This is a genomic window from Rothia nasimurium (assembly GCF_928391935.1).
Classification (GTDB): domain Bacteria; phylum Actinomycetota; class Actinomycetes; order Actinomycetales; family Micrococcaceae; genus Rothia; species Rothia nasimurium_D.
This window is the reverse complement of the sequence record NZ_CAKMTD010000008.1, coordinates 1-25178: the sequence shown is the minus strand read 5'-3', so window position 1 is coordinate 25178 and position 25178 is coordinate 1. Positions and strand designations below refer to the sequence as shown.

At 61.4% G+C, this 25178-nt stretch carries 26 protein-coding genes, 1 tRNA gene and 1 rRNA gene; 5 read left to right on the top strand and 23 right to left on the bottom strand.

Annotated elements, in window-relative coordinates; translation table 11 throughout:
* Positions 1-14 precede the first annotated feature (14 nt).
* Together dcd and L7A15_RS08510 are read right to left on the bottom strand one after the other, a co-directional pair.
* A complete protein-coding gene (gene dcd / locus L7A15_RS08515; protein ID WP_237189899.1) occupies positions 15-605 on the bottom strand; it encodes a dCTP deaminase in 591 nt (196 codons plus the stop codon).
* A gap of 325 nt (positions 606-930) precedes the next feature.
* Positions 931-1206, bottom strand: a complete 276-nt coding sequence (locus tag L7A15_RS08510; RefSeq protein ID WP_237200453.1) for a type II toxin-antitoxin system prevent-host-death family antitoxin — start codon at positions 1204-1206, stop codon at positions 931-933.
* A gap of 136 nt (positions 1207-1342) precedes the next feature.
* Here L7A15_RS08510 and L7A15_RS08505 point away from each other — a divergent pair, with 136 nt between their 5' ends.
* The 3 genes from L7A15_RS08505 (at position 1343) to L7A15_RS08495 (ending at position 2905) form a co-directional block, all read left to right on the top strand.
* Positions 1343-1615: a type II toxin-antitoxin system RelE family toxin gene (locus tag L7A15_RS08505; RefSeq protein ID WP_237208144.1), complete on the top strand. Its 273-nt coding sequence runs from the start codon at positions 1343-1345 to the stop codon at positions 1613-1615.
* A gap of 233 nt (positions 1616-1848) precedes the next feature.
* Positions 1849-2301 carry a MauE/DoxX family redox-associated membrane protein gene (locus tag L7A15_RS08500; protein ID WP_237218796.1) on the top strand — a complete coding sequence of 151 codons (453 nt, stop codon included), beginning with the start codon at positions 1849-1851 and terminating at the stop codon, positions 2299-2301.
* 112 nt (positions 2302-2413) lie between these two features.
* A complete protein-coding gene (locus L7A15_RS08495) occupies positions 2414-2905 on the top strand; it encodes a hypothetical protein (protein ID WP_237189915.1) in 492 nt (163 codons plus the stop codon).
* Positions 2906-2959: 54 nt separating this feature from the next.
* Here the strand turns inward: L7A15_RS08495 and L7A15_RS08490 are convergent, their stop codons facing one another.
* A complete protein-coding gene (locus tag L7A15_RS08490; RefSeq protein WP_237189914.1) occupies positions 2960-3655 on the bottom strand; it encodes a hypothetical protein in 696 nt (231 codons plus the stop codon).
* Positions 3656-3730: 75 nt separating this feature from the next.
* On the opposite strand from L7A15_RS08490, the gene L7A15_RS08485 reads away from it, so the two are divergent.
* Positions 3731-4714, top strand: coding sequence for a hypothetical protein (locus L7A15_RS08485; protein ID WP_237189913.1), 984 nt, complete (start codon positions 3731-3733; stop codon positions 4712-4714).
* A gap of 71 nt (positions 4715-4785) precedes the next feature.
* Here the strand turns inward: L7A15_RS08485 and L7A15_RS08480 are convergent, their stop codons facing one another.
* Positions 4786-6711, bottom strand: a complete 1926-nt coding sequence (locus tag L7A15_RS08480; RefSeq protein WP_237189493.1) for an NHL domain-containing thioredoxin family protein — start codon at positions 6709-6711, stop codon at positions 4786-4788.
* A 249-nt stretch (positions 6712-6960) separates the two neighbouring features.
* Between L7A15_RS08480 and L7A15_RS08475 the strand changes: the two genes are divergently transcribed.
* Positions 6961-8394, top strand: coding sequence for an amino acid permease (locus tag L7A15_RS08475; protein WP_237208143.1), 1434 nt, complete (start codon positions 6961-6963; stop codon positions 8392-8394).
* 87 nt (positions 8395-8481) lie between these two features.
* Here L7A15_RS08475 and L7A15_RS08470 read toward each other — a convergent pair whose 3' ends face one another.
* From L7A15_RS08470 to rrf, 19 genes are all read right to left on the bottom strand, one after another.
* A complete protein-coding gene (locus L7A15_RS08470; RefSeq protein WP_237212407.1) occupies positions 8482-10671 on the bottom strand; it encodes a cytochrome c oxidase assembly protein in 2190 nt (729 codons plus the stop codon).
* A gap of 51 nt (positions 10672-10722) precedes the next feature.
* Positions 10723-12090: a Dyp-type peroxidase gene (locus L7A15_RS08465; RefSeq protein ID WP_237208141.1), complete on the bottom strand. Its 1368-nt coding sequence runs from the start codon at positions 12088-12090 to the stop codon at positions 10723-10725.
* A gap of 14 nt (positions 12091-12104) precedes the next feature.
* Entirely contained in the window at positions 12105-12773 is a 669-nt protein-coding gene (locus L7A15_RS08460) for a copper chaperone PCu(A)C (protein WP_237208140.1), read from the bottom strand.
* 106 nt (positions 12774-12879) lie between these two features.
* The gene (locus L7A15_RS08455; protein ID WP_237208139.1) at positions 12880-13476 is read right to left on the bottom strand and encodes a copper resistance CopC family protein; all 597 of its coding nucleotides are present in this window, start codon (positions 13474-13476) and stop codon (positions 12880-12882) included.
* 44 nt (positions 13477-13520) lie between these two features.
* On the bottom strand, positions 13521-14117 hold the full coding sequence (locus L7A15_RS08450; protein WP_237208138.1) for a hypothetical protein: 597 nt from the start codon (positions 14115-14117) through the stop codon (positions 13521-13523).
* A 209-nt stretch (positions 14118-14326) separates the two neighbouring features.
* Positions 14327-14614, bottom strand: coding sequence for an HU family DNA-binding protein (locus L7A15_RS08445; RefSeq protein WP_083090531.1), 288 nt, complete (start codon positions 14612-14614; stop codon positions 14327-14329).
* Between the two features lie 80 nt (positions 14615-14694).
* Positions 14695-15000: a 30S ribosomal protein S14 gene (gene rpsN / locus L7A15_RS08440; protein ID WP_237189500.1), complete on the bottom strand. Its 306-nt coding sequence runs from the start codon at positions 14998-15000 to the stop codon at positions 14695-14697.
* Positions 15001-15003: 3 nt separating this feature from the next.
* Entirely contained in the window at positions 15004-15174 is a 171-nt protein-coding gene (gene rpmG / locus L7A15_RS08435; RefSeq protein ID WP_004005967.1) for a 50S ribosomal protein L33, read from the bottom strand.
* A gap of 2 nt (positions 15175-15176) precedes the next feature.
* Complete coding sequence (gene rpmB / locus L7A15_RS08430; RefSeq protein WP_083090534.1) at positions 15177-15413, bottom strand: 50S ribosomal protein L28; 237 nt, start codon at positions 15411-15413, stop codon at positions 15177-15179.
* A gap of 571 nt (positions 15414-15984) precedes the next feature.
* Positions 15985-16785, bottom strand: coding sequence for an SGNH/GDSL hydrolase family protein (locus tag L7A15_RS08425; protein ID WP_237208137.1), 801 nt, complete (start codon positions 16783-16785; stop codon positions 15985-15987).
* 77 nt (positions 16786-16862) lie between these two features.
* Positions 16863-17930 carry a siderophore-interacting protein gene (locus tag L7A15_RS08420; protein WP_237208136.1) on the bottom strand — a complete coding sequence of 356 codons (1068 nt, stop codon included), beginning with the start codon at positions 17928-17930 and terminating at the stop codon, positions 16863-16865.
* Positions 17923-18747 (bottom strand): ABC transporter ATP-binding protein, encoded by an 825-nt coding sequence (locus L7A15_RS08415; RefSeq protein ID WP_237208135.1) that lies wholly within the window; start codon positions 18745-18747, stop codon positions 17923-17925. The genes L7A15_RS08420 and L7A15_RS08415 overlap by 8 nt, the downstream gene beginning before the upstream one ends.
* On the bottom strand, positions 18744-19871 hold the full coding sequence (locus L7A15_RS08410) for a FecCD family ABC transporter permease (RefSeq protein WP_237208134.1): 1128 nt from the start codon (positions 19869-19871) through the stop codon (positions 18744-18746). Before L7A15_RS08410 ends, L7A15_RS08415 begins: the two co-directional genes overlap by 4 nt.
* The gene (locus tag L7A15_RS08405) at positions 19871-20992 is read right to left on the bottom strand and encodes a FecCD family ABC transporter permease (RefSeq protein ID WP_237212406.1); all 1122 of its coding nucleotides are present in this window, start codon (positions 20990-20992) and stop codon (positions 19871-19873) included. Before L7A15_RS08405 ends, L7A15_RS08410 begins: the two co-directional genes overlap by 1 nt.
* 3 nt (positions 20993-20995) lie before the next feature.
* Positions 20996-22030, bottom strand: a complete 1035-nt coding sequence (locus L7A15_RS08400; protein ID WP_237208132.1) for an ABC transporter substrate-binding protein — start codon at positions 22028-22030, stop codon at positions 20996-20998.
* Positions 22031-22717: 687 nt separating this feature from the next.
* Positions 22718-22794: transfer RNA gene (locus L7A15_RS08395), tRNA-Thr, on the bottom strand.
* Positions 22756-23424, bottom strand: a complete 669-nt coding sequence (locus L7A15_RS08390) for a nucleoside hydrolase (RefSeq protein WP_237208301.1) — start codon at positions 23422-23424, stop codon at positions 22756-22758. Before L7A15_RS08390 ends, L7A15_RS08395 begins: the two co-directional genes overlap by 39 nt.
* Before the next feature lie 182 nt (positions 23425-23606).
* A complete protein-coding gene (locus tag L7A15_RS08385; RefSeq protein WP_237208131.1) occupies positions 23607-24491 on the bottom strand; it encodes a DsbA family protein in 885 nt (294 codons plus the stop codon).
* A 393-nt stretch (positions 24492-24884) separates the two neighbouring features.
* A 5S ribosomal RNA gene (gene rrf / locus L7A15_RS08380) occupies positions 24885-25001 on the bottom strand.
* Between the last annotated feature and the right edge of the window lie 177 nt (positions 25002-25178).

Sequence of the window (25178 nt, the reverse complement as noted above, 5' to 3'; positions counted from 1 at the left end):
TGAGTCTTGTCTTTTTACTGGTCAGCGGTGGGGATGGTGGTGCGGTGGAAGTTCAGGTAGCTGCGGGAGGCCGTGGGACCGCGCTGCCCCTGGTAACGGTTGCCGTAGGGGCCGGTGCCGTAGGCGTTTTCGACGGGGCTGGTCAGCTTGAAGAAGCAGAGCTGGCCGACCTTAGACCCGGGCCAGAGCATGATGGGCAGGGTCGCCATGTTGGACAGTTCGAGGGTGACGTGCCCTGAGAAGCCGGGGTCGATGAACCCGGCGGTGGAGTGGGTGAGCAGGCCCAGGCGTCCCAGCGATGACTTGCCCTCCAGGCGGGCAGCCACGTCATTGGGGAGGGTGACCTTCTCGTAGGTTGCCCCGAGCACGAACTCGCCGGGGTGCAGGATGAAGGGCTCGTCAGGGGCGACTTCTACCAGGCGGGTCAGGTCTTTTTGCTCCTGGGAGGGGTCAATGTGGGGGTATTTGTGGTTGTCGAAGAGACGGAAGAAGCGGTCGAGGCGCACGTCGACGGAGGCCGGCTGGATCATAGCCTCGTCGTAGGGTTCGAGCTGAATGCGGCCTGCCGCTAGGTCTTTGCGGATGTCCTGATCAGAAAATAGCACCCTTCCAAAATACCGCAGTTACCCCCGGGGCTGTGGGCATTGCGGACGCGGAGCGTTGCGGACGCTGGTATTGGGGCAGTGTGGTGGGCCGGGCCCGTCCTGCCCTACATGTACTCAGCCGCTCCCAGCCGTCGTCCGACCTGGCCCGAACTCCCCCAAACCCGGCCCCACCCCCGCCCGTCCTGCCCCTCAAAAGTTAAAAATTCATCTCGTTCACCTGGGATACCTAATCGTTTGGTATGCATTTCGGGTGAACGAGATGAATTGCGCGGACGCCAGGCGGGTGGACGGCTCGGACATCGGGCAGGCGCCGGGCGGGGTGGGGCTAGGCGAGGCCGTGCTTGGCCTCAAACTCTTCGAGGCTGACGCGGTAGCCGTCATCTTCCGCAATTGCTCGGGCCATATCTTCTGAGTCTTGCTTAAGTTCCAGTTCTTCGAGGAGGGCGAGATCGTCGACGGAGATGAGGGCCGCTACGGGTTTGCCGTTGCGGGTAATGGTGAGGCGATGGTTGGTGTAGCTTACTTCGTTGACTTTGTCGCCTAGGTTGTTTCTGAGTTCTACGAGCTTAATGCTGCTACGCTCAGCTACTAGTTGTGCCATGGTCTTTCTCATTTCCCAGTAGGTGCGGGCGAATCTTGCGGTCAAGCAAGCCCTCTATAAGCTCAAACTACCCCCATTCTGTAAACAAGTCAAACAGTGTACACTTTGTGTAGAGTTTGCTTCTTTTGGAGGTTTTATGGCGTACAAGGTAACTCTGAGTAGGCAGGCAGAAAAATTTCTAGATAGGCTCCTGGCAGGCGACAAGAACTCAGCCCTAGACATACACAGGGCACTCAAGAATCTAGCTGAGAACCCCCACCCGATTGGATCGCAGAAGTTAGAGGGGTCAAAGAACAGCTACCGGATTAAGGTCAAGGTGTATCGGGTTCTCTACAGAATCGATGGAGACAGGATTGTCGTAGAAGTATTTAAAATCGGCCACCGGCGAGAGGTTTACCGCGGCCTCTAGCCTGGCAGGCGGGCTCGCCCACGCGCGTCGGAGTGCAGACCGCCCCCAGAAATACCTAGAGCCACCACAGGGCGCTTACGCTTGTTTTTTCATTTCGTTTACCCGAGGTACATATCGTTTGATATGTACCTCGGGTGAACGAGATGACTTGTGCGGGCGCCGGGCCGGGCCGACCGGGCCGAGAGGGGTTAGGCTTGGAGTGTTAGTTGCTGTGAGGACGGAAGGGGCGCGGGGTGGTCTGGTTGGCCTTTGGTGGGGCTTTGGTTGTGGTTCTTACCTTGTTGGTGAGTGGGGTGGCTAAGGCGCGTCAGCCGCATATGACGGTGGGGGCCCTGGTTGCCTTGCGTCTACATTCTTATGTGCCGGTGAAGTGGGTGGCCCGGTTGCTTCCTTGGGTGGAGTTGGGTTTGGCGGGGGTTGTGCTTCTGGCGTCTGGGGTTTTTGCTGTCGTGGGGGCGACGGCGACGCTTGGGCTTATGCTGGTTTTTTGGCTGGTGGTGGCTCGGGCTCTGGCCCTGGGGGCGACTGAGCCCTGTCAGTGTTTTGGGGGGTTGTCGTCGGCGCCCCTGTCGTGGCGCACCCTGGTGCGAAACACCTTTTTAGTCGCCTGCGCCGCAGCTACCCTCTACGGGGCCGCAACCTACCGGGGAGGCGTCCTGGCCCTTCTCCCCCACCTCCTTGCCTAGGCCCCCGCGCCGTAAACCTACCCTTGCCACAGCCCAGACACAAATAGTAAGATTGCTGATAATACTCCTGTGCGCCAGGTACCCTCCCCACCAACCCAAGGAGTGATTCTGCATGGCCCAGACCCCCGCGCCCCTTACCCCTCAAGCACCCGGCTCCCACCGGATCACCAGGTCAGACAAGCTATCGTCTAACTCAAAGTACCTGCTGGGCTTCGTCGCCGTCATCCTTGCCCCCGCCACCCTGATCCTGACCTCCCTGCCGGTGCTCGCCTACGTTGGCCTCTGGGGCACCTCCCCTCATGACCCCGCCCGTTTTGCTGGTGTTTTCAACGCCTACGCCCTCATTCCAGCCCTACTCTTCGCCCTTTTTCATCTTGCGAATACCTGGCGGTCGGCGGCAACGAGCTACACCCCGCACCTAAATTGGGCGGTCCCTGGCCTGGCCCTGTACGGGCTGGCCTTGGGGTGGTATGTCTGGCTGGCCGGCAGCTTCGCGGCTATTAATCTCCTGACCTGGGCCCTTCCCCTGGCCCTGCTAGCCGGTTGTTGGGCGCATTTCGTCGGCACCACAAAAACCTGGTTCTACCGGCAGGCGTCCGACTAGTTAATACAGGAAACCCCCTATCTGCCCTAGTGGGGCGGGTAGGGGGTTACCTCTTTAAAGAATGTGAAGTTGGCGCAGGACGTCGTCAGGCAGGAAGGCGGCGACAGTGAGCGCCAGCAAGAAGAGCAAGGATACAGCTCCGAGGGTTGCTGATTTCCAGCCGGGGTGAAGCTCGTTGAAGGTCACTAGCCCGGGGTGCTGTTTGTTCATCTGGACCACGTTAATGCTGGTGTAGACCGTGGTCTGGGGGGCTATGGCGGTGGCAATGGAGCGCAGGGTTTTAGCGTCCCAAACACGCCCGTCCAGGCGGAAAATGCGTTTGCCCTTATCATCAACACCAAAAAGGGCGGGGACGCCCTTGTAGCGCAGGGCGGCAGCCCCCTTAAGCTCCTTGCCAGCTGCCTGCTTGGGAGTGAGGCGCTCAACGAGCACAGTCTGGGCGAAGGCGGCCAGGGGCAGGGCCTGCCAGCCGTAGAGGCGGCCACGGAGCACATGGGTGTCAGTTTTGACGACAATGTGGGGGCGCAGGGTGCCATAGATGGAGCAGATTGCAAAAACAGCGACCAGGCCGAGGGCAACCATAATCAGGGGGGTGGGGCGTTTGTAGCCCATGAAGCCAAGGCAGGCTAGGGCAAGGAGGAGACTGGGGAGGACGGCGAGGACGCGCCGGTGGTAGGAGTGTATGCGGGGGTGGTAGACGGTGGTAGGTTCCCCATAGTGTTTGGGTACTTGGTGCGCGTTTTCTGCCATTCTTCTACTGTAGCGGGCATGAGCTCGCCTAGGTGGCTAGGTGGGGCTGGTACCTGTGTGAGCTACATTTAAGGGGTGCGTTTTTCTTCTTCTGTTGATCGTGTGTTGGCTCGTTGGTTGATGGGTGTTGCCCTGGCTGTGGTGATTGCGCTGGTAGCTTTAGGGCTGATTAACCGGTTTGTGTATGGGCCAGATGGCCAGGTACGGGCTTATTTTTCGGCGGTGCGCGAGGGGGATGGGTCTAAGGCCCTGGGCATTTTGGGGGTTGAGGCCCCTGATGCATCGGCAGCGATGTTGACCGGGGATGCCCTCAAAGCGTCTTTTGCCGAGTTGAAAAATCTTGAAACCTCGCAGGTTGAGATCTTGGACGGCGGCGAGAAGGCCCGCGTGACCGTCGCCTACGAGCTGGCTGGCGAGCCCGGGTCTACTGTTTTCGAAACGCAGAAGGTGGGATCCCACTGGGGTGTTTTTGACCAGTGGCATATTGTTCCGCAGGAGTTGCCTGTGCTTGAGGTAAGTTCTGGGGCTGTTGAGGCGGCGACCTTGAACGGCACTAAGGTCCCCCTCAAGCAGGGTGAGGGTACTTTTGCGGTGTTTTACCCTGGGCATTACACCGTCACCTATGAGTCTGCCTTGTTTTCTGCTGTGTCTGAGAGTGTCTCGGTGACGTCTGCTAGTAAGGATGCCTCTCAGCTTTCGGTGGAGCTGCAACCCTCTGAGGCGGCTGTGGCTTCGGTGCAGCAGCAGGTCAACACCTATTTGAGTTCCTGCGCTACCCAGGATTCCCTGTACCCGACGGGGTGCCCCTTTGAGCTTGCTTTTGATGGTCGGGTGGACGGCGGGGTGGCCTGGGAAATTTCTGAGTACCCTGAGGTTGAGGTGTCCCTGAGTCAGGGGAAGTGGACCTTAGCTCCGGCCCAGGGCACGGCTAAGATTTCCTTTACTGAGCTTGATCTTTTTACGGGGAAGAAGAAGCAGGTAGTCCATTCGGTTCCTTTCACGGTGACCGGCTCCTTGGCTGTTGCCAACGATGCTGTAATCTTCAAGGCCGCCGCCTAGCCGTCCTTGTTGTTAAGCTAAGGGCCCGCCCCGAGTGTTCGGGGCGGGTCCTTATGTGTGTGGTGCTTGGTTTAGTTGACGCCGCGCAGGTCAAGGGCGAGGTCGCTGTCGCCGGTAGCGGTGACGACGACGGGTAGGCCCCAGTCCTGCTGGTAGAGGTGGCAGGCAGCGTGGTCGGGGATTTCGCCGCCGGGTTCGCCGTCACAGGCGGCGGCGCGGGCGGTGATGTGCAGGACGGCCTCGGTGATGTCGGGGTTGAGTACCAGCTGGCGGGTGAGGCCCTGGGAGGTTCCGGCTCCTTCGAGAATGAAGTTCTCGGGGGTGGATGAGATTTTGAGCTGGGTGGGGTCGCCCCAGCGGGTGTCGAGTTTCTGGCCGGTGGGGGCGGTGAAGCGGGCGGTGAAGTTGAGGGTTCCGCCTGCGATTTCGGTGGGTTTGCGGGTGACCTGGGAGGCGCCTTCGTCGACGTGCTGCATGGCTTCGGGGATGGCGACGCGCACCAGCTGGTGGGCGTTGGCTTCTACGACGATCAGGCGGGCGCCGCCGTCCTCGGTTTCTTCGACGAGCAGGTCGGAGGGCTCGGCGAAGCCACGGTCTAGGGTGCCCAGGACGCCGGTGGCCGGGTCGAAGCGGCGGATAGCGCCGTTGTAAGTGTCGGCGATGGCGATGGAGCCGTCGGGCAGCTCAACTAGGCCGAGGCAGTGCTGCATGCGGGCGTCCTCGCGGGGGCCATCGACGAAGCCGAAGTCGAAGAGGCCGATACCGACGGCGGAGCTGACGGTCGCTGCACCGTTTTCAAAGGTGATCTGGCGCAGGGCGGAGGTTTCGGAGTCAGCAACCCAGATGGAGCCGTCGCGGGCTTCGATGATGCCGGAGGACTGGGCGAACCAGGAGTCGGCGGCCGCGCCGTCCTTGAGCCCCTCGGCGCCGGTGCCTGCGAAGACGGCGAGCTGGCCGGTGGCGGGGTCGAAGCTGAAGATCTGGTGGGTGCCTGCCATGGCGATGAGGAAGGCGGAGGCCTCACGGGAGTAGACCAGATCCCAAGGGGAGGACAGGGCGACGGTGAGGGGGTCAGCACCCTCAGCGATAAAGTTGGGGTCGGTGCGGGCGGTGTCGCCGTCGATCAGGCGCTGGGCGCCGGAGCCTGCCAGGGTGGTGATGGTTCCGTCGGCCAGGCGCAGGCCGCGCACCCGGTGGTTGACGGAGTCGGCGATCAGGACGTCCGCCCCCAGGCTTTCGCGCAGCTCGGCAGGCACCAGGGCCAGGCCCTGGGGTTCGTTGAAGCGGGCGGTGGTGGCGTCGCCGTCCGCGTAGCCCTTCTCGGGGCCGCCGAAGCTGGCCAGGGGGGTTTCAAGGTCGCCCTCCACCTGCACTAGGCGGTGGCGGGCGGTGTCGGTGACCAGGTAGGTGCCGGGGCGACCTGCCAGGTCTTCGGGCAGGGCCAGGGCCTTGCCGGGGAAGGCAAAGGTGCCCTGGGGCTTGGGACGGGGAACGTAGGGGCCGTCGCCGCGGTGCAGGGTGCCCTTGGCCTCGTGCTCTTCAACGAGCTCGCGCACCAGGGAGGTCAGGCCCTTAACGTGGCCCTCGCCAGAGAGGTGGGCGACGATGTAGCCCTCGGGGTCAACGACGACCAGGGTAGGCCAGGCGCGGGCGGTGTAGGCGTTCCAGGTGTCCAGGTTGGGGTCGTCGAGCACCGGGTGGGTAATGTCGTAGCGGTCAACAGCGGCGGCGAGCGCCACCGGGTCGGCTTCGTGTTCGAACTTGGGTGAGTGGACGCCGACGGTGACGAGCACGTCGGAAAACTCTTCTTCGAGGGGGCGCAGCTCGTCGAGTACGTGCAGGCAGTTCATGCAGCAGAAGGTCCAGAAGTCGAGAATGACGATTTTTCCGCGCAGGCTTTCGAGGGAAAGCTGCTTGTCGCCGGTGTTGAGCCAGCCACGACCGACAAGTTCTGAGGCGCGGACTTTGGTCTGGCGTGCGGCTGCATTCTCTGCCATGTTTTTACCTTTTCTGTGGTGGTGGGTTGTGTAGTAGTTCAAGCCTAGTCCTCCTGGTGGGGCGCTGCCATCTGGTGACCGTGTATTGAGCCGGTGGGGCCTGCGCGTTACACGAGGCGTAATAGTGCGTAACAGTTAGTATTGTTCTCGGCACCTGCCCTGGCAGGGCTCCCCCACCTGGGAATATTTTTGGATCTTCCCGGTTTAGGTTGTTACCCCCATTCCGGGATTCCCGATGAAAGTATGTCTGTGAATCGTCTTCATGCTTCTGGCTCTGAGCCTTCTCTTGACTCCTTTGAGGGGTCGGCGTCACCACGGTTGGCGCGTACCCTACAGCCCCGTCACCTGTCGATGATTGCCATGGGTGGGGCTATTGGGGCTGGGCTTTTGGTTGCTTCCTCTACTGCGATTGCTACTGCTGGCCCGGCCGTCATACTGACCTATCTGCTTGCTGGTACCGTGCTGGTGCTGGTGATGCGTATGTTGGGTGAGATGGCTGCGTCCACCCCCGAAACCGGGTCTTTTTCGGTCTACGCCCGCCGCTATATTGGCCGGTGGGCTGGGTTCTCGGTGGGCTGGCTCTACTGGTGGTTTTGGTCGGTGACGGTTGCCATTGAGGCGACGGCTGCGGCGGCCATTATTTCTGATTGGGTGCCGTCCTGGCCCCAGTGGCTGGTTGCCCTCGTGATGGTGGTGGCCTTCCTGGGGCTGAACCTGCTGTCGGTGCGCTCCTATGGGGAGGCTGAGTTCTGGTTTTCCTCGATCAAGATCGGGGCAATTGTCGTCATTATTGCCGTGGGGGTCCTGGCCCTGCTGGGGCTAATTCCCAACTCGACGGCGTCCTTGGCTCATTACACGGCAGGGGGCGGTTTCTTCGCCAACGGGGTGGGGGCAGTCTTTACGGCCCTGCTGGCGGTCATTTTTTCTATGTTTGGGGCTGAGATCGCTACCGTTGCTGCGGGCGAGTCAAGCAACCCTGCCCTGGCCGTGACTAAGGCTGTGCGGTCCGTTATTTTCCGTGTCCTCTTCTTCTATGTTGGCTCGATTGCCGTCACCCTGGCCGTTATTCCCTGGACGTCCGTCACCAGCGGCGTCTCCCCCTTCGTCACCATGTTTGAGGTGCTGGGGATTCCCTATGCCGGTTTGGCCATGAACATTGTGGTGCTCACGGCCCTGCTCTCCTGCCTGAACGCCAGTCTGTATGCCGCCTCGCGGATGGTTTTTGCCTTGGCTGAGCAGGGCGACGCCCCCGCCTGCTTCTCCCGGGTGTCCTCCACCAAGGCCCCCCGCAACGCCATTATCCTTTCAACCCTGATCGGCTTCGCCTCGGTTCTTCTGAACTACTTTATGCCGGAGCAGGTCTTTGCCCTGCTGGTTAATTCCACCGGTGGCGTGGGGATTTTTGTGTGGCTGATTGTAGCTGTGTCCCACCTGCGCTTCCGCCGGGTTGGGGCAGGGCTTGAGCCTGGGGCTGGGGTGCTGGCCGGTCCGGACGGACGCGCCGCCTCAGCGTCCTTGCGCCTGGCGGGCTGGCCCTGGGTCAACTACCTCTTAATAGCTGGGCTGACTGCCCTGCTGGTCTACATGGGGGTAACGGAGAAGCACCGGGTTGAGGTGCTGATTTCCTGTGCAGTGGCCCTGGCCCTGAGCCTGGCCGGTGCCGTCCTGCACCGGAGCCGGTAGCCCCCGTCCGTGTATGTAGGTATTTCCTCCCATCGGTAGGTGCTGAGCTACCTACAGATGGGAGGAAGTACCTACAGCCAGTGGCCTCTAGCGGCGGGTCTGATCCTTTTCCGCCAGGGCCGCAAACATGTCGTTGTAGGCCTTGAGCTCGGCGTCGCCGTCACGGTCAGCCTGACGGTCGATGCGGCGCTGAACCTTCTTATCGTTCATAGACCACTGCACAGCTACACCCACCGCGATGAGCATGGTCGGGATTTCCCCAATGGCCCACATAAGCGAACCGCCCAGCTTCTGGTCGTCAATCGCTGACAGCCCCCAAGGACGGCCCAAGTTACCGAACCAGGATGCCTGCAACAAGGTATCCATCTGCATAATCGCGATGCCCACAAAGGCGTGGTACCCCAAGGTTGCAATAATCATGATGAGACGCATGGGGAAGGTAGGACGGTACGGAATCGGGTCAATACCGATCAGCACCAGCGAGAAGATATAGCCGGTGATGAGGAAATGAATCAGCATAAATTCATGGCCCACATGGTAGTTCAGCATGACCCCGAAGAGCGGGGTGAAGTAGACAACCACAATTGAACCGGCGAAATTGACGGCCGCAAAGATGGGGTGGGTGATGACCTTTGACCAGCCCGAGTGAACCAGCCGCAAGATCCATTCGCGGGGGCCGCGGGTGCCGTCCTGACGGGGCTCAAGGGCCCGAAGGAGCAGGGTGATGGGGGCACCGAGCACGAGGAAGATGGGGCAGACCATGGTCAGGAGCATGTGTTCGACCATGTGGACGGAGAAGAGCACCCGGGAGTAGACGGTCAGGGCGCCGCAGGTGATGTAGAGCAGGACGGTGAGGCCCACAAACCATGACAGGAGGCGGCCGATAGGCCAGGTGCCGCCCGTCCGTCGTACCCTGACGTAGGCCCAGAGGTAGGTGAAACCGACGAAGCTGATAAAGGCGACCCAGAACCAGTCAAAGCGCCACTGGGTGAACCATTCGGCGACGTGCGGTTCTGGCGGCATGTCGTAGAGGGTGATGATGCGGACGGGTTCAGCCCCCTCGGGCAGGGTTTGGGGGGCCGGGGGCGCGGTACGGCTGAGGGACACGGCAAGGCCGCTGGTGAGGCCCATGATCACCATCTCAGCGATAATGGCGGCCCAGAGCCCCTTGCCAGCGCTGACCAGGCCGGACTCCATGAGCGGAATGAGGCGAAGACGGTGGAGGGCGCCGAAGACGCCCAGGGCCAGGGTGAGGCAGAGCTTGGCTAGGACCAGTCCCCCGTAGGTGGTGGTGAACAGTTCCCCGAGGCTGTTGAGGCGCACCAGGGCGTTGATGGAGCCTGATAGGAGTACGAGGACGAAACCGAAGAGGGCCACTGTTGAGTAGCGTCGCAGGACGACAACGGCGAGGGGGGCCCTGCGGCTTGAGGCGGTGTGCTCTCCCCTGCGGGTTTCGGGCAGGGTGCCGGTGCCTGCGTCGTCGGCGCTGATGGCCCTGGAGATGACAATGAGGGTAAGTAGCCCGCCGCACCAGAGCACGACACCGAGCAGGTGAAGTCCCAGGGAGTTGACGGCGCCCATGTGGTCGTCGCCGCCGGAGGAGTGGCCACCGAGGGCCATAGCGACGAGGGACACCAGGGACAGCCCGAAGGTGAGCAGAAGCCCGGTGAGGGAGCGGACGCCCAGGGCTAGGGTTGCGACGGTTGCAGCCACGATGATGTGGGTGGCTTCTTGTTTACCTGAGTCGATGGTGCTGATGTAGCTGATGAGCTCACCTGTATAGTCAGCGCCTGATGAGGGCACTCGGCCGGTGATGTCTGCGTAGCTGAAGATGAGGACGGCGATGGCTGCAACCGTCCAGGTCACTGCGGCAGCGGCGGCGAGGTTGAGGACGGCGATAAAGGCCGGGTGTTCTGTCCTCTGAAGGTTTTTGGCCCGTTGGGTGGAGCTGGTTGCGTGGGCCATGTTGATATTGACCCTGCCTCGTGCTGAGTCGAGGAACCGGGGGACGATGCCGATGGCGAAGATGAGGGCGCCCATGGTGGTGGCCATGGAGAAGTTGTGCAGGGTCTCTGCGAGGGGTAGGCCCCAGCGCACCAGGGGGCCAGCGTCGGCCAGGGCCGTGCCCGAGTTGGCTCCGGTGAGGAGGAGACTCAGGATGAGGGCGAGGGCTGCTGCTGCGGGGAAGGCCCAGATCCAGTTTCGGCTGATGCCTCGGTGGACGCCCTGCTTTCCCCGGGGGGGTTGGGCGGGTGGGCGGTGATGCTGTTCTGCCATCTTTTCAACCATTTTTCTCATTGTGATCAGTGTGTATGCAGTATGAGGTATTTACTGGAAGAGGCCTTCACCCACGAAGCCACCCTCTTGACACCCTGCGGGGAGGGCGAAGACGGCTGACCCGATGGGAACAGTCCAGGTGTTGAGCATGTCCAGTTCAGCAAGGCGTTGTTGAATCGGCAGAAATTGTTGGACGGGATCAGCCTGGTAGGAGCAGAAGATGAGGCCGGAGTTGCTGATTCCCCCGCTGGTTTGCCCGTGTTCTGATAATCCCGAGGCGTTGGCTACCGGCAAGTTGTAGCTGTAGCCCCGGCGTAGGATTCGCTCAACCCGAGTGGTTGCTGCGGCCCGACGAATGTGGGCGTAGGGGGCTATGACGGTAAAGCCTAGTTCGTTGGTGGCTGAGAGGTCGGCGGGGTCGCGTTCATTTTCTCCGGTGAGGGGCGCCCCGTTGGAGAGTTTTCGCCCGACGGCGTCCTCCCGGGCGGGCCGGTCGGCCTGGTCCCAGGTATCCAGGTTCATGTGGATTCGGCGGATGACGAGGGAGGTTCCGCCGGGTTCCCAGGGGGTGAGTTCTTCGTGGTTGCCCCAGACCATGGCGTCCATGCTGCCGTCCTCGCTGGCTGGGTTGATGGTGCCGTCAATTTGGCCGAAGAGGTTTCGGACGGTCTGGCCGGGGCGTTCGCTGCCGTAGGCGCGGCGGAAGCCTTCCTGGACCCAGTGAACACGGCCGAAGGTTCGCACGTTTTTGAGGAGGACCCTCTGGGCGTGGGCGATGGTCATGGGGTCGTCGGCGCAGAGTTGGAGGAGGAGGTCCCCGTCATTCCATTCGGGCTGTAGCTGGTCGATCTGTTCGAAGGCGGGGAGGGGCTTGAGCCAGGCTGGTTTTTTCTCGGGGGCCACGATGTCGAAGATGCGCGGGCCGAAGCCGATGGTGACGGTGAGGTGGGCGGCGACGCTGGCCAGTTCGGCTTCCTGGTCGGTCAGGCTTGCCTTTCCCTGAGTGAGGCGGGCGGCGTCGTCGGTCAGGATGCGCAGGAGGCGACGGACGCCGTCCTGGTCTATCTCACTGTTCAGGTTGACGGCGATGAAGCTGGCGTGGGCCGGTGCAGGGGTATCTACACCGGCTTGCCGTTGACCGTAGAAGGGCACGGTAGCCCCTTCGAGCGGAGGTACCTCTGGGGTAGCCTCCTGCCCCGACTCAATAGCCTTAGCGGCATATTGGCTTGCCAGGGTGCCGGTTATGCCAAGGCCTGCGCCTGCAATTCCTGCGGTCAGGACGGCCCGTCGGCTGGTTCCCGGCCCGCCGTCCAGCCCCGATGCTGGGGCCTGGGCCTTCTGGTTTTTGCCGGGGCCCCCCTGGGGCTCTTGGGCACCGCTGATGGCGCGTTCGAGGTCTTCGTCGAAGGAGCTACTCATGCTGCTTTATCTTCCTAGGCGCACTGAGGAAGGACGGCGGCCTCTTCAGCTGTGTGGCTGTGGTTGTGGCCGTCACTGTCTTCGGCGGTGCCCATGGTTTCGTGGCCGCTGTGGTCACCGGGGGCATATTCTTCCTTGGCACCCTCGTAGTCGCGGACAACTGCATCAAAGCTGAGTTCGCCTGCGCTGGTGTCTAGGGTGATGACGGCGGTGCTACCGGCAACGAGGGAGCACTTCATGTCCATGAGCATGATGTGGTCACCGCCTGGGACCAGTTCGAGGGTTGCCCCGGGTTCGAGGGTGAAGCCGCCCTCTACCTTCTTCATGGTGGAGGTTCCGGTTGCGGCATCAATTTCGGTGGTGTGGAGTTCAACCATGCCTGCGGAGGTCGCTGAGGCTCCTTCGATGGTGATGGGCTGGTCGCTCTCATTGGTGATGGTGGCAAAGGCACCGGTCATGTTGCTGCTTGCGGCCTTAACCCAGGCGTCGTGGACAGCAAGAGCAACCTGGCTGGTAGCTGATGCAGTGGCGCTAGCAGGGGCGCTGGCGGTCGCTGAGCTGCTTGCTGAGGCGCTTGCGCTAGCGGTGTGTGAGGCCTGGTTAGCCCCTCCACCGCAGGCGGCCAGGGTCAAGGTTGCAAGGGCGGCGTAAACACCGATGGTCAGGGTTTTCTTGGATGACATGGTCATATTCTTTCGGGTGTGGGCCTGCGCCGGTGCAGGCCAGTTCATGATGAGGGACAGGAGAAGGCAGGTCAGCTACCCGCAGGGGGTGACCCTGCCTTCGTCCTTACTTTTTGCGGGCTTTCAGCAGCACCGTAGCAACGAGTCCGAGGGTTGCTAGGCCACCGAGGAGGATGAGCAGTTTTACGGGCAGGCTGAGACCCTCGGCTGCCTGGGTGACGGGGTCGCTAGCAGCCTTAGTTTCTGCAGCCTGGGCTGGTGCGCTGGTTTCGGAGGTCGCAGCCGGGCTACTTGCCTCAGCTGAGCTGCTGGGGGTGGCGTCCTGCCCCTCCCCTACGGTGTAGTTGAAAGTCCCCTGGATGGGGTGCCCGTCGGAGGAAACAACGCGCCAGGTCACGGTGTAGGTGCCGGGTTCGAGGGCAGCCGGTGAGAGGTCCTGGCTGACGGTGCGGTTGTCGATGTCCGGGGTTTCTTCTGTGACGTTTTCACCGGCGGCATTCGTGACGACGACCTGGTTCGCGCCGTCAACGTCCATGATGTTGCCGGAGTAGGTCATTGTAATTTCGTCGATGCCGACGGCAACTGTTTCTCCGTCTGCGGGGTAGCTGCTGACGAGTTCGTCGTGGGCGGCAGCTGATGTGATGCTACCTGCAAGCAGGAGGCCGGTTGCGGCCATAATTTTTGCGGCGTTTGCCTTTTTCATGGGATTCCTTGCGTACGTAGGGACCCGACAGCGGTTGCTGCGGGTTATCTGTAGGCAAGGGCTGGCGGAGGGCCCCGGCTGGTTCGGGTACCTCCTGCGAGGATTTCTTTCAGGACCAGGAGGTGCCCTGTCGCCTCCCGGATTGTGGGGGCCAGGGTGAGGGCCGGAAGTTTCGGCGTCTCAAAGAACCTGCGGGCGTAACCGAGCAGGGTTTTGAGGACGCCCAGTAGCTCTTCGCTGTAGGCCAGGATGGCATAGGTGGCTCCTGCAGCTAGGCTGTGGGCCAGCCACATTCCAGCACCGTAGCTGTGGCCGTCCAGGGCGACGGCTGTGAGGGCTGCGGCGGTTTCCCCGTGCTGGTGCCCGCCGGTGTGGGTGGCAAGGTGGCTGACGGGGTGGCCGTAACTGTAGAGCAGGTGCAGGATTCCCTGGCCGACGAGGACGCCTGCCCCAAGACTGGTTCGGGGCAGTTTCAGCTGGGTGATACCCAGGGTGATGAGGGCTGCCAGGGCGGTGGCTAGGGCCAGGACGATGGGGTGGGGCAGGTGACCTCCACCGAGCAGGTGGGAGGCTGCGCCTAGGCTGGTGGCGGAGGTTGCGATTATCCAGGCGCGGGCGACCTTGCGGCTGCGCTGGTTCATGCTCTCCCCCTTTCCTGCCGTGTGGGTGTGGTCCTGGTTTCTGAGGCCTTGCCTATTATCTCATAGCCCTCCACCTGTAGGTACTTAGCCCCATCTGCAGGTATCTCAGCACCTACTTATGGGACTAAGTCCAGACTTTTATTCCTGCAGCAGGCATAGCAAAAGGGCCACCTCTACGTGAGGTGGCCCTTTGAAGCCTGTCTCAAGAATTACTTCTTGGTGGAGACTGCTGCCTTCAGCTTTGAACCTGCGGTCAGCTTGACGCCGTGGCCCGCGGGAATCTGAATGGTTTCGCCGGTCTGGGGGTTGCGACCGGTGCGAGCGGCACGATCGGTGCGCTCAATTGCCATCCAGCCGGGGATGGTGATCTTCTCGCCCTTAGCAACAGATGCTTCGAAGACCTGGAAGAGGGCGTCGAGAACGCCGTTCACTGCAGCCTGGCTGGTGCCGGCCTTCTCTGCAACCTCTGCGACGAGTTCGCTACGGTTCTTAGCCATTGAATGCTCCTTCTGAGACTTTCACAAAATTGCGACTGGGGGTTAGCCCTGGTGACAAGGCTACCCATATCAGTTGCAGATTACCAGGAAGACTTGGTGACGCCGGGCAGTTCGCCGCGGTGTGCCATCTCACGGAAGCGTACGCGTGAGATACCAAACTTCTGGAAGGTACCACGGGGGCGGCCGTCGATCTGGTCGCGGTTGCGGACGCGGACGGGTGAAGCGTTGCGGGGCAGCTTCTGCAGACCTACGCGAGCGGCTTCGCGCTCTTCGGGGGTTGCATTTTCGTCGATCAGGGTCTTCTTGAGTTCCAGGCGCTTTTCAGCGTAGCGGGCTACGATGACCTTGCGCTGCTCGTTACGAGCGATCTTGGACTTCTTCGCCATTGTTTAGCGCTCCTCTCGGAAGTCAACGTGCTTACGGACAACGGGATCGTACTTCTTGAGAACCATACGATCGGGGTTGTTGCGGCGGTTCTTACGGGTGACGTAAGTGTAGCCGGTGCCCGCAGTGGACTTGAGCTTGATGATAGGACGTAGGTCCTTAGCCTTTGATGCCATGTTTAGATCTTCTCTCCGCGTGCAAGGATGTCAGCTACTACTGCGTCGATACCACGTGCGTCAATAACCTTGATGCCCTTTGCAGAGACGTTCAGGGTTACGTTGCGACGAAGTGAGGGTACGTAGTACTTCTTCTTCTGGACGTTAGGATCGAAACGACGCTTGTTGCGGCGATGCGAGTGCGAGATGCTGTGTCCAAAGCCGGGAACAGCTCCGGTCACCTGGCAGACAGCTGCCATAGTTTTCTCCTCCAATTGTTGACGAAATGACGGTACGCAGTTGGCGTTTGCTCTTGGAAGGGAGCAATCAGCAATGGGCGTCCCGTCACCTATAGGTAGAGCACCGGGTTATTCTCCAAGGCTAGAGTGTTTGAGATTCGCTATCGGGTGAGAGGCCGATAGGAATCCCCGCCGCGGGAAAAACGGTGAAGCTTGAGGTGTACGAGAGGTGTTGCCACCACTACGAACAGCCTTAAAGTCTAGGTAATTACGGGATACCACGCAACCTGTTTGGCCAGTAAAAAGCTTGCGTCCGCCGGTGCGGGGTCTACCTGCTCCGGTGTGCGCAAGCTTGTTTTTCTGGTTCAACTGGTGCGTTTGAACCTCTGTCAATTCTACCGGTTTTTTAACTTTCTGCAAGTCATCGGGCGCTTATTTCCGGGGTTTTTAGCCATGGGGAGGGGTAGGTTCAGCCGCCTGCCAACCCCTCCCCAGCCGTAAATTACACGCTTGTAATCTTAAGTGTGACTTTAACAGCTTAAAGCTTTTAATCTTCCCTAGAACCTGTTAAAGCCGTTTTATGGGGTCCGTCTTAGTGTTCTGGCACGGTGTCAAAACGGGTCAGCTGAGGATATTTGGGGCTGATTCCGTCCCCGGAACTAGTGCCGCGCAGCCGTCGTCCAATCCAGGGAACGACGAATTCACGCGCCCATTTGGCGTTATCCAGGGCCTCTTGAACCCGGGTTTTGTGTTCGGCATCGGGCACACTGGGATCCCCGATTTGTATATTTTCAGCACTGAGGGTTTCAAGAACCCGGCGGGCGACGAGGGTGTGGCCGGCAGCGTTCATGTGCAGCCGGTCGGGGGCCCAGTACCTCAGATCAAGGAGTTCGTGCATCCGCCAATAGTCAACGATGGTCACGCCACGGTCGTCTGCCACTTCGCGCAGGATTTCGTTGAAGAGGGCAACTCTAGCCCGGTTTCCGCTAAAGAAGCCCTTGGGGCCGGGGTCAAAGCCCGTCATGGTGAAGACTTCGATACCTTCATCGCGCAGGGTCTTGAAGGCTGCATCGTAGCGGCTGGCCAGGGCATCGACGTCGAACCCGGGGCGCAGGGAGTCATTGCCGCCGCCGATAAGGGAGACCAGGTTGGGTTTGAGGGCGAGAGCTGGTTCAAGCTGTTCGTCGATGATGGGACCGAGCAGGCGGCCCCGGATAGCCAGGTTGGCGTAGCTTGCGGCGGGGTCGGCGAGCATGAACTGTTCGGCGACGCGGTCGGCCCAGCCGCGGACGCCGTTGGGGCGGGTTGGGGCGTCGTCGCCGACGCCTTCGGTGAAGGAATCGCCGAGGGCAACGTAGCGGATAGGTTCTTCAGTGTTCAGCAGTGTTTTCACAGTTTCTAACCTACCGCGAGGGCCCTCATCTGCAGAAGTGTCCTGGCCCTTGTGTACACATTGTGAGCAGGCCTACCTCAGCTTTCGGCTTGGCCGGCTTTCCAGTAACCCATGAAGGAGATGTTGTGTTTTGGGATTTTCGCTTCGTTGACGCAGATCCGACGCAGGGTTTTGATGAGGGATGATTCCCCCGCGATGAAAACATAGCTGCCTTGGGGGTTTTCGGCGAGCTGCCAGACGATTTCGTCTGAGGCGACGAACTCCAGGGCTGTCTCGCAGCCAGCCCCGACCCCGCATGTTTGTCGCAGGTGAGCGATGAGGGCTTCCCCCCGGTTGTGGCCAGGCGGGCGGGCGGCCCAGCGCAGGGTGAGTTCGGGTAGACGGGAGGCGGCGTCCTTCACCTCAGCCCAGGTGGTGAGGTCATCGTCGTCCGGGGTTTCGAGAATGGCGGTGCCCCGGGCCCCGGCCGGTAAAGAGCGCAGGATTGAGAGGACGGCTGGGGCTGCAGTTTCGTCCCCCAAGAGGAGCAGGCGGTGGGCGGCGCCGGGATTCCAGGAGCTCCAGAGGCTAGAGCCGTAGAGGGGGGCCAGGATGGAGACCTGCTGGCCGATCTGGGCTGTGGCTGCCCAGGTGGATCCTGGCCCGGTCGACTCTCCTGCCTTCCCGGTATCTAAGCTGTCGGCTGGCCCGTGGAGCACGAAGTCGATATCGATTTCAGGTTGGACGCCAGCCGGTAGGGGCCTCTCCAAGGGGGTAAGGTCAGCTGCTGCTGCGGGGAACATACCCAGGAGGGGGGTTTCGTCAAAGCCAACGGAGGGCACGAGCCGGGAGTGACGCACCGTGTAGGTCCGCATGTGGCCTCGTTCGTAGGCGGGGGCGGCGAACCAGCGTTGGCGCCAGGATTCGTCGAGTTCAATCATGGTCGGGCCGCTGGCCCCAGGCGGGGGTACCAGAAGTTTAATGTAGGCGTCAAAGACCCGGCCGGTGCCGTCTGCGATGGGTTCGGCGGCGTGGAGCAGGGAGCGGCCGGTGAGGGAGATCCGCACGAAGTGGGGGCTCAGCTGCTGGATACGGGAGACGGTAACGGGAAAGACCCCGTACTGGTTGATAGACCGGGAGACCTCGCGGCGGGTTGTTTTAGCCAAGAAGTAACTCCCGTTCCATGGACGCCCGGGTATGGGGAACCACAACGGTGGAACCATCGCCTAGGGGGTCGGCGACGGAGGCCCGCAACCCAAAAATGGTGTGCAGGTTCTTGGAGGTTAGCACCTGCCCGGCATCTCCTGCGGCGGCAACGGCGCCGTCCTTCATGGCCACGAGGTGGTGGGCAATGCGGGCGGCGAGGTTGAGTTCGTGCAGCACCAGGATCATGGTGGTGCCTCGTTCTTCATTGATTGCTGCCAGTAGGTCTAGGAGCTCAACCTGGTGGGCAAGGTCGAGGTAGGTTGTGGGTTCATCCAGCAGCAGGACGTCTGTTTCTTGGGCCAGGGCCATAGCGATCCAGACGCGCTGGCGCTGGCCGCCGGATAGTTCGGTGACCTGGCGGTCGGCTAGGGACAGGGTGTGGGTAGCTTCCAGGGCGCGGGCAACTGCCGCGTCGTCCTCCTTGGTGGAGCCTCTGAAGAGCCCCTGGTAGGGGTAGCGGCCGCGGGCTACCAGGTCGGCTACCGTAATACCTTCGGGGGCAATGGGGCTTTGTGGGAGCAGGCCAACCATCCGGGCAAATTCCTTGCCCCCGTAGGAGCCGACGGGACGGCCGTCCAGGAGGATTTTGCCGGATGCCGGCTTGAGCAGGCGGGCGATACCGCGCAGGAGGGTGGATTTTCCGCAGCCGTTGGGGCCGATAATGGCGGTCATTTTTCCGGTGGGGAACTCCAGGGAGAGCTCAGGCACGATAACGGTATCCCCATAGCCCAGGCGTACCTGTTCAACGGTGAGGGACCGGGCGGTTACTGTTTTCATGAAGTTTTCCCTTCGGAGGTTCGGGCGAGCAGCCAGATGAGGGCGGGGGCCCCGAAAGCACCGGTGAGGACGCCTGCGGGCAGGTTTACCCCGGGTATGGCATTGGAGCCAATAAAATCAGCGACGATGACGACGATGGCGCCGACGAGGGCGGCGTTGATGAGGCTGTGGCGGCCCCCGGTGGCGGCCCGGGCAATGGGCCCGGCCATAAAGGCGATGAAGGCTAGGGGGCCTGTGGCGGCGGTGGCCACGGCAACCAGTAGCACCCCGAGGGCGATGAAGCCGGTGCGGACCAGGCCGGTAGGCACGCCGAGCCCCCGGGCCAGTTCTTCCCCGACTGCTGTGGCGTGCAGGGGCCGCCACCAGACCAGTAGGGGGAGCACCAGGAGGGCAAAGCAGATAGCCAGCAGGCTGATGCGGGTCCAGTTGGCGGTGGACAGGGATCCGGCCAGCCAGTGGGTCAGGGTCTGGGCGTTGCTGGTCGATACCCGGGAGAGGACGTACTGGATAAAGGCCCCTGAGAGCGCTGAGATTCCTAGACCGACCAGGATGAAGCGGTTGCCGGCACCAGAATCTCCAGCGGATAGACCCAGGATAAGGACGGCAACAGCCAGGGCGACCAGAATAGCCAGCAGGGTCAGTGGCAGGCCGCCCAGGCCCAGGAAGACAATGCCGATGACTGCTCCTAGGGCAGCGCCGTTGGAGACACCGATGATGTCGGGGCTGGCTATTGGGTTACGCAAGAGGAGCTGGAAGATTGCGCCTCCTAAGCCAAAGCAGGCTCCTGCCAGGGCACCGAGGACGGCCCGCGGTAGCTTTTCTTCCATCACAATGTAGGTGGCACCCCGGGCATGGTCAAGGGTGCCGCCGGACAGGATGGTGAAGAAGTCAGGGATTGTGACGGTGTAGGAGCCCAGCAGGACCCTCACGGCAACAGCCGCTACCAGCCCTAACAGGAGGGCTGCAGTGGCCAGGAGGGGCCGGCGGCGGGCGTCCTTCCGCACCTTCCCGACCGTGTTGAGGGCGGCTTCAGATGCCTGCCGGGGCAGGGGGGAGCCTGCTGCCCGGGCAGAGGCCAGGCAGACGGGGGGCTCGGCCTGCGGGGAAGTTGAGCGGAACGTCATTAGAGATTGACCGCCTTGCCTCGTCGCACTAGGTAAATAAAGACGGGAACGCCCAGGGCCACCATCATGACGCCTACCTGCATTTCTTGCGGGGGCAGGATAATTCGGCCGACCGTATCTGCGACGGTCAGGAGGACTGCCCCGGTGAGGGCGGACAGGGGAAGCAGGTAGCGGTAGTCGGCGCCGACGAGGGCCCGCATGGCGTGCGGGGCCATGAGGCCGAGGAAGCCGATGGGGCCGGTGAGGGCAACGGCGGTGCCGACGAGCAGGGTAACGCCGGCGGTGAGGACGAGTCGGCGGGCTGCAACGTTCTCCCCCAAGGAGGCTGCCATGTCGTCGCCGAGGGCAAAGCTGTTAATGGTCTTGGCCCCGGTGAGTACAATGACTGCGCCAAGGGCCAACAGTAAACCGGCGGGGAAGAAGTCTTCCATGGTCGCACCGGCAACTGATCCAATCTGCCAGCGGCGTAAATCGTCGAGGGTGTTTTGGTTGGTGAGGATCATGGCGCTGGTGCCTGAGCCGAGCCCGGCGGTCAGGGCTGCCCCCATGAGGGCTAGTTTAATGGGGGTCGCTCCCCCACTGCCGATGGAGGCCAACGCGTATACGGCGATAGCGGAGGCTATAGCTCCTGCAAAAGCGTAGAGGGCGAAGACGGTGGTTGAGTCTGCCGCGAAGAAGCTGATTCCGGCCACCACAGCGAAGGCTGCCCCGGCGTTGATACCCAAGATGGCGGGGTCCCCGAGGGGGTTGCGGGTAATTCCTTGTAGCCCGGCACCGGCCAGTCCCAGGGCGGCGCCGACCACCAACGCCCAGAGGGTCCGCACTGACCTTTGGGTCAGGACGGCCGCTTCGGCTTCGGACGCACCGGTGGGGCTAGTATCTGTTCCGCTCACAGAGCTGCCGATAAAGCTGAGCACGGTGGCTGGGTCGATCTGCCGGGTCCCGTAGGCCAGGGAGGCGATTGATGCTAGCACCAGCCCCAGGATAAGGACTGTGCCGGTGAGTAGGCGTCGGCGGGCTGGGGTTCTTGCCCCACGGCGGGCGCCCGCCCTCGGGCTGGAAGCCGGGGCGGGTGCGTCCTGTCTGGTGGGCTGGGTTGGGGTCACAGCGGTGGCTGGCACAGGTTAGGCGACTGCTGCTGCGAGCTTGGCCAGGGTGTCGGTTTCGTTGATGGCCCAGTTCAGGGACAGCGGGGATGCGGCGGAGAGGGCCAGGGAGATGGCGGTGTCGGTTTCGACGACCAGGTTGCCGTTGGCTACAGCGGGCATCTGGGCGAAGAGGGTGTTAGCCTTGATGGCTTCTTCGTCGGAGTCGCTGGTGCCCCAGGCCCAGACGACGTCGGTTTCGACCTCGGAGAGGACTTCGCCGGAGATGTTCATGAAGAAGGCGTCGGCTTCGGTGGCGTTGTCGGTGACGTAGGGGGCCAGTTTCATGCCGAGGGAGGTGAGGAACTGGGAGCGGGAGTCGGTGGCGACGTAGGCGCTGAGGGCCTGGGCTTCGAGGTCGAACATACCGGCGATGAAGGTCTTGCCGTTGAGGGCTGAGTGCTGGGCTGAGGCGTCAGCGATGAGCTGGTTGGTGGATTCGATGAGGGCGGCTGCTTCATCTGTTTTCTGGAGCATAGCGCCTGCCTGGTTGACCACGTCTTCCCAGGAGGCGGCGAAGGCGCCGACACCTTCGGGGGCTGCAACGACGGGGGCGATGCCGGAGAGCTTGTCGTAGACTTCCTGGGTCATGTCGCCGTAGACGGAGAAGATGGCGTCGGGGGCTAGGGCTGCGAGGGCTTCGTAGTCGGGGCCGTCAGTTTCGTCGTAGGTGGTGGGGGCGGTGCCGCCCAGTTCGGCGAGTTTGGCGTCGAACCAGTCGGTGGAGCCCTTGGCGTTGGCGCCGTAGGTGACGACGGGGGTGCCTGCGGGTACTACGCCGAGGGCCAGGAGGACGTCGGGGTTCTTCCAGAAGTTCACGACAGCAATTTTCTGGGGTACCGCGCTGAAGGTGGTCTCGCCGAAGGCGTGCTTGACGGTGTAGCTCTCGCCAGAGGCTGCTGAGATGGTGCTGCTTGAGGTGTCGTTGGAGCCGGTGGTGCAGGCTGCGAGCAGGCCGGTGAGGGCGGTGGCTGCGGTGGCCTTGAGGAAGGTGGCGCGGGTGATTGCGGACATTGGTTGTGTTCTCCTGGGAAGGGTGTTTGGTTCTATAGGACTATCTATAGAACTGCTTAGGTGACCCTAAGCCAGGAATAACACTATCTTTTGTTTGCGTATTTGTGCAAACGCTGGTTAGCTAGGTGCGCATGGTGAGATAGGGGCGTATCGGACTCGCAGCGAAGCTGCTGGCTGGATGGAGTGAGCGGGTGCGCCAGCGCACGAGAGCGAACGGAATCCGCCGTTAGGCGGGGCGTGAATCGTCTCGTGAGCGGAGCGAACCGGGCGAGAGGGTCGGCAGCGAGCGCGAGCCCGGATGCCCCCGTATCTAGATAGTGGGTATTGCCTTGTTTTTGGGCACTAAGAGAGCCCCCTACCGGATGGAAGGCCCGGGTGCGAGCGAGCGAGCACTCAAGAGGGCCTGGAATCAGTTGAGCGTCAGCGAAACTGGTGTGTGAGGAAATAAATCTGCGACCGAATGGTCACCGGTTTATGGGTGTCCAATCGATCGCAGAGTTTATAGAGTGGAGCCCCCTACCGGATTCGAACCAGATGAGGGAGCGGCTGGAAGGCCCGGGTGCGAGCGAGCACTCAAGAGGGCCTGGAATCAGTTGAGCGTTAGCGAAACTGGCGTACGAGGAAATAAATCTGCGACCGAATGGTCACCGGTTTATAGGTGTCCAATCGATCGCAGAGTTCATAGAGTGGAGCCCCCTACCGGATTCGAACCGGTGACCCCCTGTTTACAAGACAGGTGCTCTGGCCAGCTGAGCTAAGGAGGCAAGACTTTTCAAGTGTACCTGATATTGCGGGCGGGTGCATGTTATTGGGAAGTGTCTAGCTGGTAGTGGTGTAGGGGAAGGTGGGGTGTGAGGGCTTGGGTGAGTTGTGTGTTGTGGGTGGCGATGATGGTGTTGTCTCCTGCGGTGTGGTGGGCGGTGGTGAGTGCTGCGGCTTGTTCGAGGCCGGGGGTGTCGAGTCTTGCGGTGGGTTCGTCGAGGAGTATGCAGGAGGCCCCGGTGGCGTGTGCTTCTGCTAGGGCAAGCAGGTGTTGTTCGGTGGGGAGCAGGTCCAGGGGGTGTTTCTCCCCGGAGCCTGCGGGTAGGACGGCGTCGCGCAGGGTGTCGCGGAGGGCCAGCTCTGCCTGGGCAGCGCCCCGTAGCCTGTGCCCAAGGGTCCGGGGGTTTCTTCGGTGGTGGTGAGTGGTTGGGCCAGGGGGTTCTCAGCTCCGAGGGCCCAGGGGTGCCTTGGCCGTCGAGTAGTTCTAGCAGGCCGCGGACGTTGCGTCCCACCTGCTCGGTGCTCACGTTCCCGCCGGTTGCCACGATACCCTCTACAGCAACCTGCGGGTGGGTATAAGCGTAGGTAAGGGCGAGGGTATCGTCGATGCCGGGGTCGCAGTCGATTAGCAAGTGGTGGGGTATGGCGGGGGTTCTTGCTGCTCTTGGGGGTAGACATAAGAAAAGGGACAGCTACCGTCAATCTCTTTTCAGCATGAAGCTGAGGAGTTGACGTGTAGCTGTCCCTACACGGTTGCTACCAGTTCAGTACATCTACCGTACTAGCTGTTAGCCTGTGGTGTGTTTGTAGTGGGTTACTGTGCGGCCTTGTCGGCGATCTTCTGGTTGATCCAGTCAGCGAAACCGGTGGGGGCTTCGGTGAAGAGCTCACCGTCGGCGAAGATGGTGGGGGTTCCTTCAATGCCGTTGGTTGCAGATTCGAGGGTGACGGTTTGGATGAAAGGTCGCCAGGTGTTTTTGGTGACGTCGTCCTTTACGTCTGCCCCGTATTTCTCAGCGATCTTGATGAGTTCTTCGTTGGAGGTGCCGTTCTGGGCCTGGTAGGTGAAGACTTCCTGCTGGAACTTGAGGTAGTCCTCGGCGGAGACCTGGTTTGCTACTGAGTAGGCGACGTTGTTGGCACGGGCTGAGTAGAAGGTGGGGCTGTTGGCGTCGAGGAAGGTTAGGTTACGCAGTTCGAGGGTAATTTTGCCTTCTTTGACGAGGGCTGCGAGGGTTTCTGCGTTTTCAGTTTCGAAGGATGCACAGTGGACGCAGTTGAAGTCCTGGAAGATGGTGACGCGGACGGGCTCGCCGTTCTTGTCTGCTTCTTCAGGGAGGGCGACGCCGAGGGGCATTGTTGCATCGCTGCCGTCAGCTGCCTTGTAGGTTGCTTCGGAGGTGCCGAGTTCCTTGGAGTTTCGTTCTGCTACGTCTGATGAGTCCTTGACGATGCCGTCCTGGGTGAGGACGATACCGCCGTACTGGTTTGCGGACGCGGGGACGGGGCCTGCTTCGGGGATTTGGTTGCGGTTACCGTTGATGACGACGAAGGCTACGATCGCTACGATAACGGCAACGACGCCGAGGACGGTGAGCTGGATCCAGCGGGTTGATTTTTTGCTGGACTTTTTGGCTTGTTCAGCGGCGAGGCGACGGGCGCGTTCGCGGGCGTCAGTGGTGGGGGTTCCCTGGGGCACTGCGGTTTCTCTCTTTCGTGGTGTTTGGTTCAGAGTTAAGATTACCGGTTCTTGGTGGTGTATGGTGGGGCTACCCCTCTCCTAGACTACTTTCCCAGGAAACAATTAGTTTTGTGGGTTTTAGTTCTGGATATTCTCAGGGTGAGTGCTGGTAGAAGACTTATGGTTTGGGGTGTTAGCCCGCTGATTGTGCTTTTCTCGGGTTGCAGGCAGGCGTGTGTGTCCCGGACGCCCTGCACGCTAACTTAAACCAGGTGTGTTCTCATAGACTGCACCATATTGTGCCCCTTAAATGACAGTGGCTCGGAGCGATAGCTCCGAGCCAACACAACACCACAACAAAACAAAAAGGCCCTGGACGTTTCGTCCAGGACCTTCTGTATCCCAATAAAAAACCGGCGGTGACCTACTCTCCCACACCGTCACCAGTGCAGTACCATCGGCGCAAAGAGCCTTAACTTCCGGGTTCGGGATGGAACCGGGTGTTTCCCTCTCGCTATAACCACCGTAAACCTACGATGACCACCCCACACCAGCGGGGCAGCAATAACAAACCCAAAGGGTTGTTATCTCAAAACCATACAGTGGACGCAAACAAACAAACACGTACTAGCTAAAAAGTGTAAGCCTTCGGACTATTAGTACCAGTCAACTCCACGGGCATTCCCCGCGTCCATACCTGGCCTA

What these genes read in the sequence shown, in the direction of transcription:
- L7A15_RS08510 (WP_237200453.1), bottom strand. Translation starts at nt 1,206, where the DNA reads ATGGCACAACTAGTAGCTGAGCGTAGCAGCATTAAGCTCGTAGAACTC.
- L7A15_RS08505 (WP_237208144.1), top strand. Translation starts at nt 1,343, where the DNA reads ATGGCGTACAAGGTAACTCTGAGTAGGCAGGCAGAAAAATTTCTAGAT.
- L7A15_RS08495 (WP_237189915.1), top strand. Translation starts at nt 2,414, where the DNA reads ATGGCCCAGACCCCCGCGCCCCTTACCCCTCAAGCACCCGGCTCCCAC.
- L7A15_RS08490 (WP_237189914.1), bottom strand. Translation starts at nt 3,655, where the DNA reads ATGGCAGAAAACGCGCACCAAGTACCCAAACACTATGGGGAACCTACC.
- L7A15_RS08480 (WP_237189493.1), bottom strand. Translation starts at nt 6,711, where the DNA reads ATGGCAGAGAATGCAGCCGCACGCCAGACCAAAGTCCGCGCCTCAGAA.
- L7A15_RS08470 (WP_237212407.1), bottom strand. Translation starts at nt 10,671, where the DNA reads ATGGCAGAACAGCATCACCGCCCACCCGCCCAACCCCCCCGGGGAAAG.
- L7A15_RS08465 (WP_237208141.1), bottom strand. Translation starts at nt 12,090, where the DNA reads ATGAGTAGCTCCTTCGACGAAGACCTCGAACGCGCCATCAGCGGTGCC.
- L7A15_RS08460 (WP_237208140.1), bottom strand. Translation starts at nt 12,773, where the DNA reads ATGTCATCCAAGAAAACCCTGACCATCGGTGTTTACGCCGCCCTTGCA.
- L7A15_RS08455 (WP_237208139.1), bottom strand. Translation starts at nt 13,476, where the DNA reads ATGAAAAAGGCAAACGCCGCAAAAATTATGGCCGCAACCGGCCTCCTG.
- L7A15_RS08450 (WP_237208138.1), bottom strand. Translation starts at nt 14,117, where the DNA reads ATGAACCAGCGCAGCCGCAAGGTCGCCCGCGCCTGGATAATCGCAACC.
- L7A15_RS08445 (WP_083090531.1), bottom strand. Translation starts at nt 14,614, where the DNA reads ATGGCTAAGAACCGTAGCGAACTCGTCGCAGAGGTTGCAGAGAAGGCC.
- rpsN (WP_237189500.1), bottom strand. Translation starts at nt 15,000, where the DNA reads ATGGCGAAGAAGTCCAAGATCGCTCGTAACGAGCAGCGCAAGGTCATC.
- rpmG (WP_004005967.1), bottom strand. Translation starts at nt 15,174, where the DNA reads ATGGCATCAAAGGCTAAGGACCTACGTCCTATCATCAAGCTCAAGTCC.
- rpmB (WP_083090534.1), bottom strand. Translation starts at nt 15,413, where the DNA reads ATGGCAGCTGTCTGCCAGGTGACCGGAGCTGTTCCCGGCTTTGGACAC.
- L7A15_RS08415 (WP_237208135.1), bottom strand. Translation starts at nt 18,747, where the DNA reads ATGAAAACAGTAACCGCCCGGTCCCTCACCGTTGAACAGGTACGCCTG.
- L7A15_RS08410 (WP_237208134.1), bottom strand. Translation starts at nt 19,871, where the DNA reads ATGACGTTCCGCTCAACTTCCCCGCAGGCCGAGCCCCCCGTCTGCCTG.
- L7A15_RS08400 (WP_237208132.1), bottom strand. Translation starts at nt 22,030, where the DNA reads ATGTCCGCAATCACCCGCGCCACCTTCCTCAAGGCCACCGCAGCCACC.